Genomic DNA, 18,588 nt, shown 5'->3' with positions numbered 1-18,588 from the left:
CGTCCTCGGTGCCTCTGTCAGAACAGCGTGGGAGCGTCAGCTATGGCCCACGACGCCCTGTGGTGCGGCGACAGCCCGATCGTCCGGATCGCATCGCGGTGCTCAATGCTGGCATAGCCCTTGTTGCGGTTCCACTGATACGCGGGATGCGTCTCATGAAGCTCCGCCATGTAGCCGTCCCGCGCGACCTTCGCGATGACGGAGGCCGCCGATACCGAAGCACAATCACGGTCCGCCTTGACCACGGGACGCACATTCAGCGGAGTCGGGTGCACCTTCGACACGTAGTCGTGGTTCCCGTCGAGCAGGATAAGGGCTCCGTCGAGCACGGCACCCTGCGCAGCGACGGCCGAGACCGCGCGGGACGCGGCGAGTCCGAGCGCCCTCATGATGCCGACCTCGTCGACCTCCGCCGCACTCGCCCAACCGACCGCTGAGGCCTGCACCCACGCGGCGGCACGGGCGGCCACCTCCGGCCTGCGCTTCTCCGTCACGAGCTTCGAATCACGCAGTCCTTCGGGCACACGACGGCGGGCACCGGTCGCATCCATCACAGCAGCACCCACCGCGACCGGCCCCGCGAGCGCACCACGACCGACCTCGTCCAGGGAGATGATCAGTTCGCATTCACCGAGGAGCCGACGTTCCAGGGTGAGCTTCGGCGCGATGACGGTCATTCCGGATCCGGAACGCCGTTGAAGATCTCGTGGTGGCCGTCGATCGGTCCCAGCCGGTTCAACGGCCAGGTCGTGAGGAACGCCTTGCCCACGATGTTCTCCATCGGGACGAAGCCTCCGCTGGGCAGGTCCTGGTGCGCGCGGGCGTCGCGCGAGCGGTCTCTGTTGTCACCCAGCAGCCACACGGAATCCTCCGGGACCACGACATCGAACGGCTCGTTCGACGCGGCAGTGTCGCCCTGAGGGAGATTCAGGTAGCTGAGCTCGTCGATGGGCGCACCGTTGATCGTGATCTGTCCGAGCGCATTGCAGCAGACCACGTGGTCGCCAGGAAGCCCGATCACCCGTTTGACGAGATGATCCTGAGAGTCGGTGGCGGAGATGCCCACGAAGTTCAGTACCCAGTCGACGGCCTCGACCAGAGGCGGCTGCGCGGGCGTCTGCGGCTGTCCGTCCAGCCAGCCTCCCGGGTCCTTGAAGACGACGACGTCTCCGCGCTCGTAGTCGGTCCAGCGCGGAGTGAGCTCGTCGACGAGGATGCGGTCGTTGACCAGAAGGGTGCGCTCCATCGACGCGGAGGGGATGTAGAACGAACGGACCACGAAGGTCTTCACGACGAAGGAGACCAACGCGGCGATCACCACGATCACCAGCACGTCTCGAAGGAAGACCAGGAACCCGCGGCGTCGTCTGGACGTGGGCGCGGATGGGGATTCAGTCATCTGGTTCCTTCACGATCATGCGCCGGCGCGCGGCGACGATATCTAGGGTCGCACACCGGAGGGAGAACGAAGCACCCCGGGACATCGTGTCCCGGGGTGCTTCGGAGATGCGTCGACTCAGCGGTCGCGCTTCTCCTTGATCTTCGCCTTCTTGCCACGCAGCTGGCGGAGGTAGTAGAGCTTCGCGCGACGCACGTCACCGCGGGTGACGACCTCGATGTGGTCGATCACCGGGGAGTGCACCGGGAAGGTACGCTCGACGCCGACCTGGAAGCTGATCTTGCGCACGGTGAACGTCTCGCGCACGCTGTCACCCTGGCGACCGATGACGACGCCCTGGAAGACCTGGATACGAGAGCGGTTGCCCTCGGTGATGTTGACGTGCACCTTGACGGTGTCACCGGGGAAGAAGTCCGGGATGTCCGAACGGAGGGAAGCCGCGTCGACGGCGTCGAGGATCTGCATGATCGTCTCTCTCTGCACCCGCCACAGGTCGCATGCATGTATTCAAAGGAACAAGAAAAGGGTTGAACTGTACGGAGCTGACGCGTCCGCGGGCTCCCCTGTGGCAGAGCCGGTCACAGCACAAACATTCATTCTGCCACGAATGCGGTGACGGACCAAAACGCGATGTCAGTCCCGGGTGTCCGTCTCCCGCACCACGATGACCTCGTGCGCACGCGTCGGCACGGTCGGCTCATCGACGGTGGGGATCGTGGACCAGGAGATGGTCTCGCGCAACCGCGCCCCACTTCCCCTCGCTTCGTTCCACAGCTGCCACAACTGCAGCCAGATCAGCGCGATCCCCGCGACGATAGCCCCCGTGAGCAACCACGGGAATGCGCCGTCGATGAAGAACCCGACCGCGATCGTGAGGCCGTTCCAGATCGTGAACCCGGCGACGTCCCACCACGAGACCGCTCGCTCGATGCGGACGGACGGACGGGACCGCGTCAGAAGGGTGAGGAGAAGCTGCCCGAGGAACACGGAGGGCATGGCGACGAGCAGCACCCACAGGATCGACCAGCCGCCCTGGAAGACACCCCACCCGATCAGCAGCCACAGGGGCAGCAGGAAGGCCGCCGGGAGAAGCCATCGGAAGTAGGCCTGTCGCAACCACATGCTGAGATCGTACGACGACGATCCGACGCGCGCTCCTGTGTTCGCTGAGAGCGCTCGGCCTTCCTCGGCCTCACGATCAGGGAGAATGGGAGGGACGAGAGGACAACCGATGATCGAACTGCGCACCCCCGCCGAGATCGAAGAGATGCGCGCCGCAGGGCGGTTCGTCGCCGAAACCCTGGCGACGTTGCGTGACGAGACCAAGGTCGGAACCAACCTGCTCTCGATCGATCGTCGCGCACACGACATGATCCGTCGCGCCGGCGCCGAGTCGTGCTACATCGACTATCACCCCTCGTTCGGAGCGAGTCCGTTCGGGAAGGTCATCTGCACCTCCGTCAACGACGCCGTGCTGCACGGCCTCCCCCATGACTACGTGCTCCGCGATGGCGACCTCGTCACCCTCGACTTCGCTGTCGCAGTCGACGGCTGGGTCGCCGATTCCGCCGTCTCGTTCGTCGTCGGAACAGCCAGCGACGAAGATCTCCGACTCATCGACACGACCGAGCGCGCCCTGACCGCGGCGATCGACGCCGCATCCGTCGGGAACCGCATCGGCGACATCTCCGCAGCGGTCGCCACGATCGCACACGGTGAGGGTTACTCGATCAACACCGACTTCGGCGGCCACGGCGTCGGCCGGACGATGCACGGCGATCCCCACGTCCCCAACGACGGCCGCCCCGGTCGTGGCTTCCCCCTGCGCGCCGGCCTCGTCCTCGCCTTGGAGCCCTGGCTTCTCGCCACGACCGACGAACTCGTCACAGACCCCGACGGGTGGACGCTGCGCAGCGCAGACGGGTCCCGCGGCGCGCACTCCGAGCACACGATCGCGATCACCGAGCAGGGCCCGATCATCCTGACCGACCGGTCGTTCCTCGGCGTCGACTGACCTGCCACGGTACTGATCGTCGTATCGGGTCGTGCAGACGTAGCACGCAGGCGCGGTCGGCGCTCCGGTGTGCCATCCTGAGTCCATGATTCCGCAGGATCGTCATGTGCCGGAGCGAGTGCTCCTCGCGCGTCACGGGCAGACCCAGTGGAACAGAGAGCATCGCCTGCAGGGGCGGCTTGATTCGCCCCTCACTCCCGAGGGAGTCGAACAAGCGCATGCGATCGCGGATCGGTTGACGGACGTCGACGTGCGCACGGTGTGCTCCAGTCCGCTCGGCAGGGCGGTACACACGTCGACGATCGTCGCAGAGCGCCTCGGTGCCGACGTGGTCGAGGTGCCCGAGCTCGCTGAGCTCGACCATGGCGAGCTCAGCGGCCTGACGTGGGAGGAGATCGACGCGGAGTATCCGACCGCAAGGGAAGAGCGGGCGGCCAACCGCTACGGGTGGGCCTTTCCCGGCGGGGAGAGCTACGCGCAGGCCAGAGCGCGCGCACGCAAGGCGCTCAGCAGCTGCGGATGGGTGTCACAAGGCATCCCCCTTCTCATCAGTCACGAGATGATCGGGCGCATGCTGCGGGCGGAACTGCGAGGGTTGGATGCCTCCACCGCACTCGGGCTGAGGCACCCACACGGGGTCGTGTTCGAGATCGACGGTGCCTCCGAGCGCATGCTCTGAGAGACACGTTCCCGGTTCGAGGCCTCAGTCAGGAAGACGGCGACGTGTCGTCGAGGAGATCGGGACGGCGCGACCGTGTTCGCTCGATCTGCTGCTCGTGGCGCCACGCGGCGATCGCCGCATGGTTTCCGCTCAGCAACACGTCGGGCACCGATCGTCCCCGCCACGATGCGGGCTTGGTGTACGACGGATACTCGAGCAGACCGTCCTCGTGGGATTCCTCGACGAGGCTCTCGGGATTGCCGACGACACCAGGGATCAGCCGGCCGATGGCCTCGATCATCGCCATCGTGGCGACCTCTCCCCCGTTGAGGACGTAGTCGCCGAGACTGATCAGCCGGACATCGCCCCGCTCGGCGGCGTACTCGAACACGCGCTCGTCGATGCCCTCGTAGCGGCCGCAGCCGAAGATGAGATGTTCGCGAGTCGCCAGATCACGCGCGGTCTTCTGGGTGAACACCTCTCCGGCGGGCGACGGGAAGATGATGGTGGGACGTTCAGCGACCGTTGCGGCAGCTGCTTCGCTGATGTCATCGAGGGCGAGTCCCCAGGGCTCCGGCTTCATCACCATGCCCGCTCCGCCGCCGTAGGGGGTGTCGTCAACGGTGCGATGACGGTCCGAGGTCCAGTCGCGAAGGTCTCGGATGCGGAGATCGATGATCCCGGTCGCCTGAGCCTTTCCGAGCAGCGAGAGCGTCAGACCGTCGAAGTAGGACGGAAAGATCGAGAGGACGTCGATGCGCACGGGGACCCGTATCAGCGATCACTCGGACGCGTCGGCGTCCGCGCCTGCCTGCGGCTCGGCGTCAGTGGACTCCGGGACCTCCTCGAAGAGGCCGGGCGGCGGGGTGACGATCACGCGACCGGCCTGCACATCGACGGTGGGGACGATGGCGGAGACGAAGGGCACCATCACCTCGTCCTCGCCTGCCTTGACGATGAGGAGGTCCTGTGCGGGGAAATGCTCCACCCGAACGACCCGACCGATCACGGTGTCATCGCGGACCACCTCGAGGCCGACGAGCTGGTGATCGAACCACGCATCGTCTTCGGCCTCGTCGACATCCTGATCGATCCAGAGGATGGCACGGACGAGGCTGTCAGCCGCGTCGCGGTCCTCGACATCCTGGAAGAACACGACGGGGTTGCCGTTCATCACCCGGTACTCGCGCACCGTGATCTCCTTGCCGTGCCACGGAGATGCCTCGGGCACCTGCAACGTGAAACCGGCTCCGGGGACGAAGCGCCCCTCGGGGTTGTCTGTGTACAGCTCGAGCTTGAGTCCGCCCTTGAGCCCATGCGCCTTGACGAGACGCCCGACTCGCAGCTGGTTCTTGCCCTGGTTGCGGTCCTTCGCCACCACGTCAGTCATCCGCGACATCGACGCGGACCCGCCGCCCGTCAGCGAGTGCGCTGACGAGGGTGCGAAGGGCCTTCGCGGTGCGGCCGCCGCGCCCGATCACGCGTCCACGGTCGTCGGGGTGCACACGCACCTCGAGGAGGTCGCCTCGCGGCGATGTGGATTCGTTGATGCGGACATCTTCCGGGTGATCGACGATCCCCTTGACGATGTGTTCGAGCGCGGCGGCGAGCACGGCGGATTACTCTGCGTCTGCTGCGGGAGCCTCAGCGGCCTCCGCGTCGGCCGCGGCGGGAGCCTCCTCAGCAGGAGCCTCCGCCTTCTTCTCGGCCTTGGGCTTGACGACGGACTTCTTGGACGCGTCGATCTCGAAGGGGGCCTTCGGCTCGGCGACCTTGAGCGTGGACTTCGCGTCCTTGTCGCCCTTGAACTTGCCCCAGTCACCCGTGATCTTGAGGATGGCAGCGACCTGCTCGGTCGGCTGTGCGCCGACGGAGAGCCAGTACTGCGCACGCTCGGAGTCGACCTCGATGAACGAGGGCTCCTCGGTGGGGTGGTACTTGCCGATCTCCTCGATCACGCGACCATCGCGCTTGGTCTTCGAGTCGGCGACGACGATGCGGTAGTACGGCGCGCGGATCTTGCCCAGGCGCTTGAGACGAATCTTGACAGCCACGATTCTCCTGAATTGTGTGGAAGGAAACGAACCGGTCGCCTGGAGAGTGGGGTGCACACCCGGCGGAAGCTCTAATGAGTGTGGACTCCTGCTGGATAGAGGGTCGAGCAGGTCGTCCGACCCTCTATTCTGCCAGATCCGAGGGCCGGGCGCGAAACGTGGCGAAACCCCCGTTGCCGTGTCGCGCCTGCTGCGTGCCAGACTGTGCGGGTGAAACTCGAGTTCGCCTCTTCGGCCCGGTCCACCGTCGGTCTCGAATGGGAGATCATGCTCGCCGATCCGGTGAGCGGTGACCTCGTCGGGCGCGCCCCCGAACTGCTCGCCGCGCTCGAAGCCGAGAGTGCGGACGAGCGACACACCGTCACGGGCGAGCTGCTCACCAACACGATCGAGGTGACGAGCGGCATCGGCGACTCCGTTGCGCACGCGGTCGACGACATCGGGAACGCCATCGCGGCGGTCCGCGCGGCGACGGATCCCGCTGGCATCGAGCTGCTGTCGGCGGGAAGTCACCCGTTCGCACAGTGGTACGACCAGCAGGTGACCGACAAGTCGCGCTACCACACGCTGATCGAGCGCACGCAGTGGTGGGGGCGCAACATGATGATCTGGGGCATCCACGTGCACATCGGCGTCGAGGATCAGCGCAAGGTCTTCCCCATCATCAACGCCCTCGCGGGGTACCTCCCTCATCTACAGTCGCTCGCCGCGTCGAGTCCCTACTGGGCGGGAGAGCGGACCGGCTACGCATCGAACCGCGCGCTCGTGTTCCAGCAGCTTCCCACCGCCGGGCTCCCCTGGCCCCTGCACGACTGGGCGCAATACGAATCGTATCTCGACGACATGGTGCGCACCGGGGTGATGGCCGATGCCACGGAGGTGCGTTGGGACATCCGTCCCGCTCCGCGCTGGGGGACCATCGAGGTGCGCGTCTGCGACGGGCTGTCGACGTTGCCCGAGCTCGCCTCGGTCGCCGCGCTCGTGCAGGTCCTGGTCGAGGACTTCTCACGTCAGCTCGACGAAGGGCGGACCCTCCCCGAGCTTCCCGCCTGGTTCCACCGCGAGAACAAGTGGAGGGCGGCACGCTACGGGCTCGACGCCCGTGTGATCGTGGATGCGACAGGCACACAGCGCCCCGTTCGCGAGCATCTGTCCGAAGCTCTCGAATCACTGGCACCGACCGCTGTCGAACTCGGATGCGGCCGGGAGTTCGGCGGCATCGCCACGATCCTGGACGGCGGTGCCAGCTACGCGCGTCAGCTCGCCGTCGCCGACGCCGCGGACGGCGACCTCGCAGCGGTCGTGCATCATCTGATCAGGGAGTTCCGTTCCGGACCCGAGTCGTCGACCGAAGAGCCGTAGCTCCCGGCACGCCTGACGGCGGACGCCGCTGTTCAGTCCTCGACGAGGCGCCTCGCGAGTCCCTCGTCCAGGACCACATCGGTGATGAGTCCGGCCGCCAGGGCGGCGCGGAGGCTCACCAGCTTCGGGATGCCGGATACGACGCACACGCGGCGTGGAACCCGACGGAGTCGATCCAGGCCGGGGCCCGTGGCGCGCGCGTTCACCCGGATGTCCCGCCACGACCCGTCGGAGCGGAAGAAGACCGTGGCGACATCGCCGATCGCATGGTCCTCGCGGAGGCTGCGATAGTCGTCACGTCCGAGGTACCCGCCCACATAGACACGGCTCGGCACCTCGGCAGCGGGCGAACCGAGGCTGAACACGGCGACATCCATCTTCGCCTGCAGATCGAGCACACGTCGCGTGCTGCGTTCACGCCACATCGCCTCGCGCGTCGCAGGATCGTCGAAGAACGCGGGCACCGGGAACTGCTGGACCTGCGCGCCGAACGCGCTGCCGAATCGCTGCAGGATGTCGCTGGAGTACTCGACGCCCGTGGTCTGGGTGTTGCCTGCGCCGTTGAGCTGCACGAAGGTCGTGTTGTGGGTCTCCTTCTGGGTGAGTCCACGACTCACAGCGCTGATCGTCGACCCCCACGCGACGCCGATGACCATGTTCGAGTCGACGAATTGCGACAGCAGACGCCCTGCCGTCAGAGCCACGCGCTCGAGGCGCTCGACCTCGCTGAGGATCTCCGGCATCGGCACGACGTGCGCGGCCACTCGATGCCGATCCCGGATCCGGTGTTCGAGCATCCCGAGACGCTCGAGCGGCGAGTTGATCCTGATGTCGACCAGTCCGCTCTCCCGCGCGAAGCTCAGCAGACGTGAGACCGATGATCTCGACGTGCCGAGTTCCTTCGCGATGACCTCCATGGTCTTGTCCTGCATGTAGTAGAGCTGCGCCGCTGTGAGCGCCGCGATCAGCTTGCTGTCGCGAGATTCCGCGCTTGCACCGGCCATGACGTCCTCCTCAGCTTCGATCCTTGCACATATGTGCAGTGGGCTTGCGCGGGATGTCACACAGGTCGATGCTGGTGGCAAGCAAGGAAGAGAGGGTCGACGATGATCGATTCGGCACACTCGTCGGCGGAGCGCGCGGAGATTCGCGCTGTCCGCGAATCCGGGCGCACGAGCGTCCTCGTCATCGGCGGCGGGATCAACGGAATCTCCACGTTCCGCGACCTGGCGCTGCAGGGAGTCGACGTCGTGCTCGTCGAACGAGGGGACTTCGCCTCCGGCGCCTCCTCCGCGTCGAGCCACATGATCCACGGCGGCATCCGCTACCTCGAGAACGGCGAGTTCCGACTCGTCCGCGAATCCGTGGAGGAGCGCAACGGTCTTCTGAAGATCGCCCCTCACTACGTGAAGCCGCTCGAGACGACCATCCCGATCTACTCGACCTTCTCGGGCATCCTCTCCGCGCCGTTGCGCTTCCTCACGCACAAGAGCGGCAAGCCGCAGGAGCGCGGAGCCTTCCTCATCAAGATCGGGCTGACGATCTACGACACCTTCTCGCGCGATGGTGGCACCGTTCCTCGGCACCGTTTCCTCGGCCGCAAGAAGTCGCTCGCCGAGCTGCCTTCTCTCGACCCCAAGATCAAGTACACCGCGACCTACTACGACGCCTCGATGCACGACCCCGAGCGCCTGGCTCTGGACGTGATCCAGGACGGACGATCCGCCCACCCGAGCGCGCACGCGCTGAACTACGTCGAAGCCGTCTCTCGTGACGGCGACAAGGTCGTGCTCCGCGACCGTGAGAGCGGCACGGAGTTCTCTGTGCAGGCCGATGTCGTCGTGAACGCATCGGGTCCCTGGACCGACCTCACGAACGATGCCCTCGGCACCGAGACGAGGTTCATGGGAGGAACCAAGGGCTCGCACATCGTGCTCGACCACCCCGAACTGCTCGAGGCGACCCGCGGACGCGAGATCTTCTTCGAGCACTCCGACGGTCGCATCGTCCTCATCTACCCCCTCAAGGGACGCGTTCTCGTCGGCACCACCGACATCGATGCCGATCCACGCGAAGTGGCCGTGTGCACCGAGGAGGAGGTCGACTACTTCTTCGATCTCATCCACCACGTGTTCCCCACCATTCCGGTGTCGCGCGAGCAGATCGTCTACAAGTTCTCGGGAATCCGTCCCCTGCCTCGTCACGAGGACACGGCCCCCGGGTTCGTCTCCCGCGACTACCGCGTCGAGGTCGACCAGAAGGGCGCCGTGCCGCTTGTGAGCCTCGTCGGCGGCAAGTGGACCACGTTCCGCGCACTCGGCGAGTCCCTCTCCGACACGGTGCTCGGCCTGATCGATCGCACCAGGACGGTCTCGACGGCAGGGCGCGCGATCGGCGGTGGGCGCGAGTTCCCCCGCACCGAGAAGGCCAAGCGCATCTGGTTCCAGGAGAACCTTCCCGGCGCCGGCGCACGTGCCGATCAGCTGCTGGCCCGATACGGTACCCGCGCGGCACAGGTCTGGGAGTTCGTCGAGCAGGGTGCGGACGCGCCACTCGCCGGCGGTGACCTCTCCACGCGTGAACTCGAGTGGATGGTGCAGAACGAGCTGGTGACCCGCCTGGAGGATGTCATCCTGCGTCGCACCAGCATCGCGTTCACCGGCGGGGCGACCGCCGAGGTTCTTGACGAGATCGCCGATGCCCTCGCGCCGATGCTCGGCTGGGACCGAGCGCGCCACGATGCCGAGGTCGAGCAGACCCGCGAACTGTTGAACGAACGTCACGGACTCGATATCCCGTCCCGCGCCCGCGGCTGACGGGGTCTCGGACTGCCGCCCTCCTCACGGTGCAACTCCCATAAAGTGTCGGGGCAGAGGGGCCCCGACACACAAGAAAGGTCAAAGAAGACATGGCTGATGTGAATCTCGGTCTCTACTTCCTCTCCGAACTGGTAGGAACAGCGATGCTGGTCCTGCTCGGATGTGGTGTCGTCGCCAACGTCGCGCTCGCGAAGAACAAAGGCTTCGGCGGCGGCTTCCTGATGGTCAACTGGGGATGGGGTCTGGCGGTCTTCGCCGGTGTGCTCGTCTCCGCGTACTCCGGTGCCATCCTCAACCCGGCCGTCGGCATCGGACTGCTGATCTCCGGCACGATCGACTTCCCGATGTTCCTCGTCGCCACCGCGGCGGAGCTCGTCGGTGCGATCATCGGTGCGATCGTCGTGTGGCTCGCCTACAAGCAGCACTTCGACGAGGAGCCGGAGGCCGCCAACAAGCTGGGCGTCTTCTCGACCGGCCCCGCGATCCGCTCCTACGGATGGAACCTGGTCACCGAGATCATCGGCACCTTCGTGCTGGTCTTCGTGATCCTCGCGTTCGCGGACTACGGCGACATCGAGGTGGGAACCCCCGGAGGCCTCGGACCGCTCACGGCCCTCCCCGTCGCTCTGCTCGTCGTCGCTATCGGTGCCTCGCTCGGTGGCCCGACCGGTTACGCGATCAACCCTGCCCGCGACCTCGGTCCGCGTATCGCGCACGCGATCCTCCCGATCAAGGGCAAGGGTTCCAGCGACTGGTCCTACTCCTGGGTCCCGGTGGTCGGTCCGCTGATCGGTGGCGCGATCGCCGCTGCCGCAGCGCCCGTCCTGCTGCACCTCGCCTGAACGACCTGAATTCAAAGGAGAACAACATGGCTGACTACATCCTCGCCATCGACCAGGGAACGACTTCGAGCCGCGCGATCATCTTCGACAAGAAGGGCAGCATCATCGCGACGGGCCAGAAGGAGCACGAGCAGATCCTGCCGAAGGCCGGCTGGGTCGAGCACGACGCCTCGGAGATCTGGCGCAACGTCCAGGAGGTCATCGGACTCGCCCTGAGCCGCGCCGACCTGACGCGCCACGATATCGCGGCCGTCGGCATCACCAACCAGCGCGAGACCGCGGTGGTCTGGGACAAGACCACCGGCAAGCCCGCCTACAACGCGATCGTGTGGCAGGACACCCGCACGCAGGCGATCGTCGATCGTCTCGCGGCAGACGGCGGCGTGGAGCGGTTCAAGCCGGTCGTCGGGCTCCCCCTGGCGACCTACTTCTCGGGAACCAAGATCGCCTGGATCCTCGAGAACGTCGAAGGCGCTCGCGAGAAGGCGGAGGCCGGCGACCTGATCTTCGGAACGACCGACAGCTGGGTCCTCTGGAACCTGACCGGCGGCGTCGACGGCGGTGTGCACGTCACGGACGTGACGAACGCGTCGCGCACGATGTTCATGGATCTCGAGACGCTCGAGTGGCGCGACGACATCCTCGAGGCGTTCGGCGTGCCGCGCTCGATGATGCCCGAGATCCGCTCCTCTTCCGAGGTCTACGGTGCGGCGGAGGACTCTTCGCTGCTTCGCGAGACCCCGATCGCCGGCATCCTGGGCGACCAGCAGGCCGCGACGTTCGGGCAGGCCGCCTTCCAGAAGGGCGAGAGCAAGAACACCTACGGCACGGGCTGCTTCCTCATCTTCAACACGGGCGAGGAGATCGTCCACTCCAAGAACGGGCTGCTCACGACCGTCGGCTACAAGCTCGGCGACCAGCCGACGCACTATGCGCTGGAGGGCTCCATCGCCGTCACCGGATCCCTGATCCAGTGGCTGCGCGACCAGCTCGGCATCATCTCCTCTGCCCCTGAGGTGGAAGAGCTGGCCGACAAGGTCGAGGACAACGGCGGCGTGTACATCGTGCCCGCCTTCTCCGGTCTGTTCGCACCGTACTGGCGTCCTGACGCCCGAGGCGCGATCGTCGGGCTCACCCGTTACGCGAACAAGAACCACATCGCTCGCGCAGCGCTCGAGGCCGTCGCCTTCCAGACGCGCGACGTGCTCGACGCCGTGAATGCGGACGCCGGTGTGGACCTCACCGAGCTCAAGGTCGACGGCGGCATGGTCGCGAATGACGCGCTCATGCAGTTCCAGGCGGATGTCCTCGGCGTGCCGGTGGTGCGTCCGGTCGTCGCGGAGACCACGGCCCTCGGTGCCGCTTATGCGGCAGGCCTCGCAGTCGGGTTCTGGAACGGGCTCGACGACCTCTCCGCCAACTGGCAGGAGGACAAGCGCTGGGAGCCGTCGATGGACGAAGCAGAGCGCGACCGTCAGCTGCGGCTGTGGCGCAAGGCCGTCACGAAGTCGATGGACTGGGTCGACGACGACGTGAAGTGATCTGACACGAAGGCGAAGCGGGTTCGGAGCTCATGCTCCGGACCCGCTTCTCCATGCGCTGACCGAGCTCTCCCAGCTCGACGTGACGGCTTCCACGACACCGACGAACGCGCGAGCGACGTTCCTCGGTGCCGCCGTATCCCAGGCGAGATACTCGACCCGCACCGGGCCACCGCGCACTGTCGAGATGGACACGTCGAACGCGGAGCGCTGGACGGTTCCCGGCGCCAACAAGGTCACCGCCAAGCCCGCCTCCACCAAGCCGAGGATGAGGGTCGCGGAGTCGGCTTCGAAAGCCACATCGCGCGGGAGATCGGCCGCGTGGAATGCCGCGTCACTCTGGGCTCGTCCCGAAGTCGCGACGGGGAAGTCCGCGAACGTCATCCCCGCGAGGTCCTCCAGTGCGATGTCGCTCCTGTGCGCGAGCTCGTGCCCTCGAGGGAAGACGGCGACGAGCCGCTCACGAGAGAGCACACGGGACGCCACTCCCAGAGGTTCAACGCCTTCGCGCAGGCCCAGCAGGGCGACATCGAGCTCATCGTGCCGGAGCCTGCGCATCAGGACATCACTGTTCCCGACCTGCAGTTCCACCCGCACGTCCGGGTACGCCGCACGGTAGGCGACGAGCACGGCCGGCACGTCGACGGCGGTCACCGTAGGGATGACACCGACCCGAAGCGTCCCCTCGACGACACCGTCTACCGCGGCCGCATCCTCTCTGGCTCTTTCAGCAGCTCGGAGGGCAGCGCGCGCATGACCGAGGAATGCCTCGCCCGCCTCGCTCAGGCGCACCTGGCGACTGGAGCGAACGAACAAGCGCCGGCCGAGTTCGCGTTCGAGTGAGGCGACCTGATGGCTCAGCGCGGACTGCGTCACGAAGCATCGCTCGGCGGCGCGGGTGAAGCTCAGGGTGTCGGCGACTTCCACGACGTACCGCAATTGTTGGAGTTCCACGATTCATGATCTCTCTTCATGCGTCATGGTGCAATTATGCGTTGGACTCATCGGTTCCATGGTCGCAGGCTGAAGGCATGAACCGCATGACGCTCGTGCTGACCACTGCTCTTGCTCCCATCGCCTGGGGCACCACCTACCTCGTGACCACCGAACTGCTTCCGGCCGGGCACCCGCTGTTCGCGGGTCTGCTCCGCTCACTCCCTGCGGGTCTTCTCGCGGTCGCCATCAGTCGGCGGTTTCCGTCAGGGTCGTGGTGGTGGAAGTCCTTCGCCCTCGGCGCGCTCAACATCGGCGCTTTCTTCCCTCTGCTGTTCCTGGCCGCGGAGCGGCTTCCCGGCGGCGTCGCCGCCGCCGTCGCCGGAGCGCAGCCACTCATCGTCCTGGCTCTCGGAGCGCTCGTCCTACACGAGCGCATCCGGCCGATCACGGCCGCAGCGGCTCTCGTGGGCGCGGGAGGCGTCGCTCTGGTCGTGCTCGGCCCGGCCGCCGAACTCGATCTCTGGGGCGTTCTCGCTGCGCTCGGCGGTGTCACAGCGACGGGTGTGGGCATGATCCTCACCAAACGCTGGGGTCGCCCCGTCGGGGTGGGGCCCGTGTCCTACGCGGGCTGGCAGCTCAGCGCGGGCGGCATGCTGCTGCTACCGGTCACTCTGATGGTCGAGGGCGTGCCTCGGGAGATCGACGGCAATGCCGCTCTCGGCTACCTGTGGCTCGCCACCGCCGGGGGAATCATCGCGTACACGCTCTGGTTCCGAGGCGTCCAGCAGCTACCGGTCGTCGCGCCGGGGCTCCTTGCACTCCTGTCCCCCATCGTCGCGACACTTCTGGGGTTGGTGGTCGCCGGTGAGCGTTTCACCGCGCCTCAGGCGATCGGATTCGTGCTCACGCTCGGCGCGCTCGTCCTGGGGCAGTTCGTCACGCGTCCGAAGCCGAGCTCAGACCGACGTGCCGAGGAGACACTCGGCGAAGCGCTCTCGGCGCCGCGCTGAGTGCACTCAGTTCTTGCCGAAGAGCTTCTGGATCTCGGCGAGGTCGGCCTCGCTCGGAGCCTGGGCAGCACCGCCGCCGATCCCGAACCCCGATCCGGTGGGCGTGGTCGTGGAGGATGCGATGCCCGCGTTCTCCGCTGCACGCTTCGCAGGGTTTCCCGAGCGGGACTTGCCGGAGGAGGACTTGCTCTTCTTCCCTCGCTTGGACGACGCGCCGGGTCGTCCCATACCAGGCACGGGTCCCATGCCGGGGATGTTGGGGGTACCCCCACGAGCGACGGTCTTCATCATCTTCGCGGCCTGCTCGAAGCGCTGCACGAGCTGGTTCACATCCGTGACGGTCATGCCGGAGCCGCGGGCGATACGCAGCCGACGCGAGCCGTTGAGAACCTTCGGGTTGCGTCGCTCGCCCGGAGTCATCGAGCGGATGATCGCCTCGGTGCGGTCGATCTCGCGCTCGTCGAAGTCGGCGAGCTGCTGCTTCATCTGCCCCATGCCCGGGAGCATCCCGAGCATCTTCTTCATGGAGCCCATCTTCTTCATCTGCTGAAGCTGCTCGAGGAAGTCCTCGAGGGTGAAGGCCTCGGTTGCGAGCTTCTCGGCCATCTTCATGGCCTCTTCCTCATCGAAGGCCTGCTGGGCCTGCTCGATGAGGGTCAGGATGTCGCCGAGGTCGAGGATGCGGCTCGCCATGCGGTCGGGGTGGAACGGTTCGAGGTCCTCGAGACGCTCACCGGTCGAGGCGAAGATGATCGGGCGTCCGGTCACGGAGGCCACCGAGAGCGCAGCGCCACCACGGGCGTCACCATCGAGCTTCGACAGGACGACGCCGGTGAAATCGACGCCCTCCTGGAAGGCCTTGGCGGTGTTCACCGCATCCTGACCGATCATCGCGTCGATGACGAACAGCACTTCGTCGGGGCTCACGGCCTTGCGGATGTCCGCAGCCTGCTTCATCAGCTCGGCATCGACGCCGAGGCGTCCGGCGGTGTCGATGATGACGACGTCGTGCTGCTGACGACGGGCATACTCGACACCGTCGCGCGACACCTTCACCGGGTCGCCGACGCCGTTGCCGGGCTCCGGAGCGAACACGGTCGCGCCCGCCTGCTCCGCGACCACCTGCAGCTGGTTGACGGCATTCGGACGCTGGAGGTCTGCGGCCACGAGCAGAGGCGTGTGCCCCTCGCCCTCGAGCTGCTTGGCCAGCTTGCCGGCGAAGGTCGTCTTACCCGAGCCCTGGAGTCCCGCGAGCATGATCACGGTCGGTGCCGTCTTCGCGAACTGCAGGCGGCGCTGTTCGCCGCCGAGGATCTGCACGAGCTCCTCGTTGACGATCTGCACCACCTGCTGCGCCGGGTTCAGCACCTTGTTGACCTCGTCGCCGAGGGCACGCTCGCGCACCTTCGCCGTGAAGTCCTTGACCACCACGAGCGCGACGTCGGCGTCGAGCAGAGCGCGACGGATCTCGCGCACGGTGCCGTCGACATCGGCGGCGGTGAGCTTTCCCTTCGTGCGCAGATTGCGGAAGGTTTCGGTGAGCCGATCGGAGAGCGTGCCAAAGGTAGCCATGGTGCGTACGATTCTACGCGAGTGAAGCGGCGCCGCTCAGCGCCGTGCGGGCTCAGGACCAGGGCAGGTCGTGAATCATCGCCAGCGCTTCCCGCAACACGGTCTCCGGCGTTCCGCGCCCCGCGCCCTGCTCTGCCCACACGCGCAGCGACGAGAGCACCGCAGCCGCGTGCGCCGCCCCGAGGATGTCGGCCCGGATCACGTCCACGCCCGCCGAGGACGCCGCGAGCGACACGGCAGCGGACAAGCGTGCCATTCGCAGGCCGGTGTCGCGCACGAGCTCGTCCTCCAGCCCCATCGCCCCCGCGTTGCGAAGGGCGAGAGCAAGCGGATCCGGTGCGAAGTCGTGGACGACCCGCAGCAGGATCTCCCGCACCGACTCCCCCGTCGCGACCCGGCCCAGGCCCCGGAGAGACTCGACAGCCTCACCGACCCGTTCGTCGATTCCTGACCACAGCACGTCGCTCTTCGAAGCGAAGTAGTTGAAGAAACTCGAACGGCTCACCCCGGCGCGCTGCGTGATGTCCGCCACCGAAGTGGCAGCGTAACCGCGTTCCAAGAAGAGCTCGCACGCAGCCTCGGCGAGCGTCTCCCGTGACGATGCCTTCGGGCGCCCGGCTTTCCCCGTCGAACTCATGCACTCACGCTACCGCGCGGCGCGGATCGAGAACGCCGTCCTCGACCCGAAGGAGTATTGTTGCTCTCAGTCCATTTACACCGAAGGCGGTTTTGTGATGCTCGAGATCCTCACGCCCGGGTTCGTTCCTACGCCGGTGCCGTACCTCGACGGGTGGGAGCTTCAGCGCCGGGTCCATGCCGACGTGGTCGCAGGCACTCGGCAGGACACCCTCATCCTGCTCGAGCACGAAGCCGTGTACACGGCGGGCAAGCGCACGGAACCGCATGAGCGTCCGCACGACGGCACGCCGGTGATCGACGTCGATCGCGGCGGCAAGATCACCTGGCACGGCCCAGGACAGCTGGTCGGCTATCCGATCGTCCGCCTCGGCGAGCCCATCGACGTGGTCGCCCACGTGCGCCGACTGGAGCGTCTGCTCATCGAGGTGCTGCGCCCGCTCGGAGTCGACGGCTATCAGGTGGAGGGCCGCAGCGGCGTCTGGGTGCGCCGCCCGCTCTCCGAGGACAAGGTAGCCGCGATCGGGGTACGGGTGCAGCAAGGAGTCACGATGCACGGCTTCGCCATCAACTGCGACAACTCCCTGGCCGGTTTCCGCGGCATCATCCCGTGCGGCATCACCGACGCGGGTGTCACGACCGTGAGCGAGGTCACGGGATCCTCCGTTTCGCCCCGTGACCTCGTCGATGCCGTGACCCGTGCGTTTCTCGCCGAATACTCGACCCCCGAACTGTCAGGAGCCCACGCATGACCGCCGCACCCGAGGGCCGGAAGCTCCTCCGTCTGGAGATCCGCAACGCCGAGACACCGATCGAGCGCAAGCCCGAGTGGATCAAGACCAAGGCGAAGATGGGTCCGGAGTACACGGCGTTGCACTCGCTCGTGAAGAGCGAAGACCTGCACACCGTGTGCCAGGAGGCCGGCTGTCCGAACATCTACGAGTGCTGGGAGGATCGCGAAGCGACGTTCCTCATCGGCGGGTCGCAATGCACGCGTCGCTGCGACTTCTGCCAGATCGACACCGGCAAGCCGGCTGACTACGACACCGACGAGCCCCGCCGCGTCGCCGAGAGTGTGCAGCGGATGAACCTCCGGTACGCGACCGTGACCAGCGTGGCCCGTGACGACCTGCCCGACACGGGTGCCTGGCTCAACGCGGAGACCGTCAGGAAGATCCACGAGCTCAACCCGAACACCGGGGTGGAGCTGCTCGCGAACGAGCACAACGCCGATCCGGCTTTCCTCAACCAGATCTTCGACGCCCGACCAGAGGTGTTCGCGCACAACGTGGAGACCGTTCCCCGCATCTTCAAGCGCATCCGACCCGCTTTCCGCTACGAGCGCTCGCTGAACGTGCTCACTCAAGCCCGCGACGCCGGGCTCATCACGAAGTCCAACCTCATCCTGGGCATGGGCGAGGAGCCGGAGGAGGTCGTGCAGGCGCTCAACGATCTGCACGATGCCGGCTGCGACATCATCACGATCACGCAGTATCTCCGCCCGACACCGCGGCACCACCCGGTCTCTCGTTGGGTGAAGCCAGCGGAGTTCGTGGAGTTCAAGGAGGAAGCCGAGCGCATCGGTTTCCTCGGCGTCCTCGCCGGTCCGCTCGTGCGCTCCTCCTACCGGGCGGGGCGCCTGTGGGCGCAGTCGATGACGTCCAAGGGCCGCGAGATCCCCGCGCACCTCTCCCACATCGCAGAGAGCGCCGATCTCGGATTCGCCCAGGCCGTCTGACCTC

Annotated in this window: 21 protein-coding genes; 9 read left to right on the top strand and 12 right to left on the bottom strand. The window is 66.6% G+C overall.

All coding sequences use genetic code 11. From position 1 onward, the window contains the following. Positions 1 to 17 precede the first annotated feature (17 nt). The 4 genes from ILP86_RS08755 to ILP86_RS08740 all read right to left on the bottom strand — a co-directional run bounded on the left by ILP86_RS08755 (position 18) and on the right by ILP86_RS08740 (position 2,521). On the bottom strand, positions 18 to 677 hold the full coding sequence (locus ILP86_RS08755; protein ID WP_046747069.1) for a ribonuclease HII: 660 nt from the start codon (positions 675 to 677) through the stop codon (positions 18 to 20). Beyond that, entirely contained in the window at positions 674 to 1,399 is a 726-nt protein-coding gene (lepB, locus tag ILP86_RS08750; protein ID WP_058630610.1) for a signal peptidase I, read from the bottom strand. The genes ILP86_RS08755 and lepB overlap by 4 nt, the downstream gene beginning before the upstream one ends. A gap of 117 nt (positions 1,400 to 1,516) precedes the next feature. Further along, a complete protein-coding gene (rplS, locus tag ILP86_RS08745) occupies positions 1,517 to 1,864 on the bottom strand; it encodes a 50S ribosomal protein L19 (RefSeq protein WP_045265383.1) in 348 nt (115 codons plus the stop codon). 168 nt (positions 1,865 to 2,032) lie between these two features. Further along, entirely contained in the window at positions 2,033 to 2,521 is a 489-nt protein-coding gene (locus ILP86_RS08740; protein ID WP_113681922.1) for an MFS transporter permease, read from the bottom strand. A gap of 109 nt (positions 2,522 to 2,630) precedes the next feature. Here ILP86_RS08740 and map point away from each other — a divergent pair, with 109 nt between their 5' ends. Both map and ILP86_RS08730 read left to right on the top strand, forming a co-directional pair. Continuing rightward, positions 2,631 to 3,413, top strand: coding sequence for a type I methionyl aminopeptidase (gene map, locus ILP86_RS08735; RefSeq protein WP_046747071.1), 783 nt, complete (start codon positions 2,631 to 2,633; stop codon positions 3,411 to 3,413). An 85-nt stretch (positions 3,414 to 3,498) separates the two neighbouring features. Beyond that, positions 3,499 to 4,092 (top strand): histidine phosphatase family protein, encoded by a 594-nt coding sequence (locus tag ILP86_RS08730; RefSeq protein ID WP_227750938.1) that lies wholly within the window; start codon positions 3,499 to 3,501, stop codon positions 4,090 to 4,092. Positions 4,093 to 4,120: 28 nt separating this feature from the next. Here the strand turns inward: ILP86_RS08730 and trmD are convergent, their stop codons facing one another. The 4 genes from trmD to rpsP are packed head-to-tail and all read right to left on the bottom strand — an operon-like array spanning position 4,121 to position 6,128. Further along, a complete protein-coding gene (gene trmD, locus ILP86_RS08725) occupies positions 4,121 to 4,837 on the bottom strand; it encodes a tRNA (guanosine(37)-N1)-methyltransferase TrmD (protein WP_058630607.1) in 717 nt (238 codons plus the stop codon). 18 nt (positions 4,838 to 4,855) lie between these two features. Then, on the bottom strand, positions 4,856 to 5,464 hold the full coding sequence (gene rimM / locus ILP86_RS08720) for a ribosome maturation factor RimM (protein ID WP_113681920.1): 609 nt from the start codon (positions 5,462 to 5,464) through the stop codon (positions 4,856 to 4,858). Then, positions 5,457 to 5,687: an RNA-binding protein gene (locus ILP86_RS08715; RefSeq protein WP_017830729.1), complete on the bottom strand. Its 231-nt coding sequence runs from the start codon at positions 5,685 to 5,687 to the stop codon at positions 5,457 to 5,459. The genes rimM and ILP86_RS08715 overlap by 8 nt, the downstream gene beginning before the upstream one ends. A 6-nt stretch (positions 5,688 to 5,693) precedes the next feature. Then, complete coding sequence (gene rpsP / locus ILP86_RS08710; protein WP_046747075.1) at positions 5,694 to 6,128, bottom strand: 30S ribosomal protein S16; 435 nt, start codon at positions 6,126 to 6,128, stop codon at positions 5,694 to 5,696. 210 nt (positions 6,129 to 6,338) lie between these two features. On the opposite strand from rpsP, the gene ILP86_RS08705 reads away from it, so the two are divergent. Further along, complete coding sequence (locus ILP86_RS08705) at positions 6,339 to 7,490, top strand: glutamate--cysteine ligase (protein ID WP_193761787.1); 1,152 nt, start codon at positions 6,339 to 6,341, stop codon at positions 7,488 to 7,490. A 32-nt stretch (positions 7,491 to 7,522) separates the two neighbouring features. Here ILP86_RS08705 and ILP86_RS08700 read toward each other — a convergent pair whose 3' ends face one another. Then, positions 7,523 to 8,494: a sugar-binding transcriptional regulator gene (locus ILP86_RS08700; protein WP_021200458.1), complete on the bottom strand. Its 972-nt coding sequence runs from the start codon at positions 8,492 to 8,494 to the stop codon at positions 7,523 to 7,525. A gap of 102 nt (positions 8,495 to 8,596) precedes the next feature. Between ILP86_RS08700 and ILP86_RS08695 the strand changes: the two genes are divergently transcribed. From ILP86_RS08695 to glpK, 3 genes are all read left to right on the top strand, one after another. Next, complete coding sequence (locus ILP86_RS08695) at positions 8,597 to 10,306, top strand: glycerol-3-phosphate dehydrogenase/oxidase (RefSeq protein WP_193761786.1); 1,710 nt, start codon at positions 8,597 to 8,599, stop codon at positions 10,304 to 10,306. A gap of 92 nt (positions 10,307 to 10,398) precedes the next feature. Continuing rightward, positions 10,399 to 11,151, top strand: a complete 753-nt coding sequence (locus tag ILP86_RS08690; protein WP_028501983.1) for an MIP/aquaporin family protein — start codon at positions 10,399 to 10,401, stop codon at positions 11,149 to 11,151. Positions 11,152 to 11,177: 26 nt separating this feature from the next. Further along, positions 11,178 to 12,692, top strand: coding sequence for a glycerol kinase GlpK (gene glpK / locus ILP86_RS08685; RefSeq protein ID WP_113681918.1), 1,515 nt, complete (start codon positions 11,178 to 11,180; stop codon positions 12,690 to 12,692). Between the two features lie 30 nt (positions 12,693 to 12,722). On the opposite strand, the gene ILP86_RS08680 is transcribed toward glpK, so the two are convergent. Further along, the gene (locus ILP86_RS08680) at positions 12,723 to 13,646 is read right to left on the bottom strand and encodes a LysR family transcriptional regulator (protein WP_193761785.1); all 924 of its coding nucleotides are present in this window, start codon (positions 13,644 to 13,646) and stop codon (positions 12,723 to 12,725) included. A gap of 77 nt (positions 13,647 to 13,723) precedes the next feature. Here ILP86_RS08680 and ILP86_RS08675 point away from each other — a divergent pair, with 77 nt between their 5' ends. Beyond that, positions 13,724 to 14,638 (top strand): EamA family transporter, encoded by a 915-nt coding sequence (locus ILP86_RS08675; RefSeq protein WP_058630602.1) that lies wholly within the window; start codon positions 13,724 to 13,726, stop codon positions 14,636 to 14,638. A gap of 6 nt (positions 14,639 to 14,644) precedes the next feature. Here the strand turns inward: ILP86_RS08675 and ffh are convergent, their stop codons facing one another. Both ffh and ILP86_RS08665 read right to left on the bottom strand, forming a co-directional pair. Continuing rightward, on the bottom strand, positions 14,645 to 16,210 hold the full coding sequence (gene ffh / locus ILP86_RS08670; RefSeq protein ID WP_193761784.1) for a signal recognition particle protein: 1,566 nt from the start codon (positions 16,208 to 16,210) through the stop codon (positions 14,645 to 14,647). A 52-nt stretch (positions 16,211 to 16,262) separates the two neighbouring features. Beyond that, positions 16,263 to 16,847, bottom strand: coding sequence for a TetR/AcrR family transcriptional regulator (locus ILP86_RS08665; protein ID WP_046747082.1), 585 nt, complete (start codon positions 16,845 to 16,847; stop codon positions 16,263 to 16,265). Positions 16,848 to 16,944: 97 nt separating this feature from the next. On the opposite strand from ILP86_RS08665, the gene lipB reads away from it, so the two are divergent. Both lipB and lipA read left to right on the top strand, forming a co-directional pair. Then, the gene (gene lipB, locus ILP86_RS08660) at positions 16,945 to 17,598 is read left to right on the top strand and encodes a lipoyl(octanoyl) transferase LipB (protein ID WP_061017677.1); all 654 of its coding nucleotides are present in this window, start codon (positions 16,945 to 16,947) and stop codon (positions 17,596 to 17,598) included. Beyond that, complete coding sequence (gene lipA / locus ILP86_RS08655) at positions 17,595 to 18,584, top strand: lipoyl synthase (protein ID WP_113681915.1); 990 nt, start codon at positions 17,595 to 17,597, stop codon at positions 18,582 to 18,584. Before lipB ends, lipA begins: the two co-directional genes overlap by 4 nt. Positions 18,585 to 18,588 lie beyond the last annotated feature (4 nt).

Origin of the sequence: Microbacterium sp. R1, from assembly GCF_015159725.1 — a bacterium.
In the GTDB taxonomy this organism is placed as follows: domain Bacteria; phylum Actinomycetota; class Actinomycetes; order Actinomycetales; family Microbacteriaceae; genus Microbacterium; species Microbacterium oxydans.
This window is presented reverse-complemented; position numbering and strand designations above follow the sequence as displayed.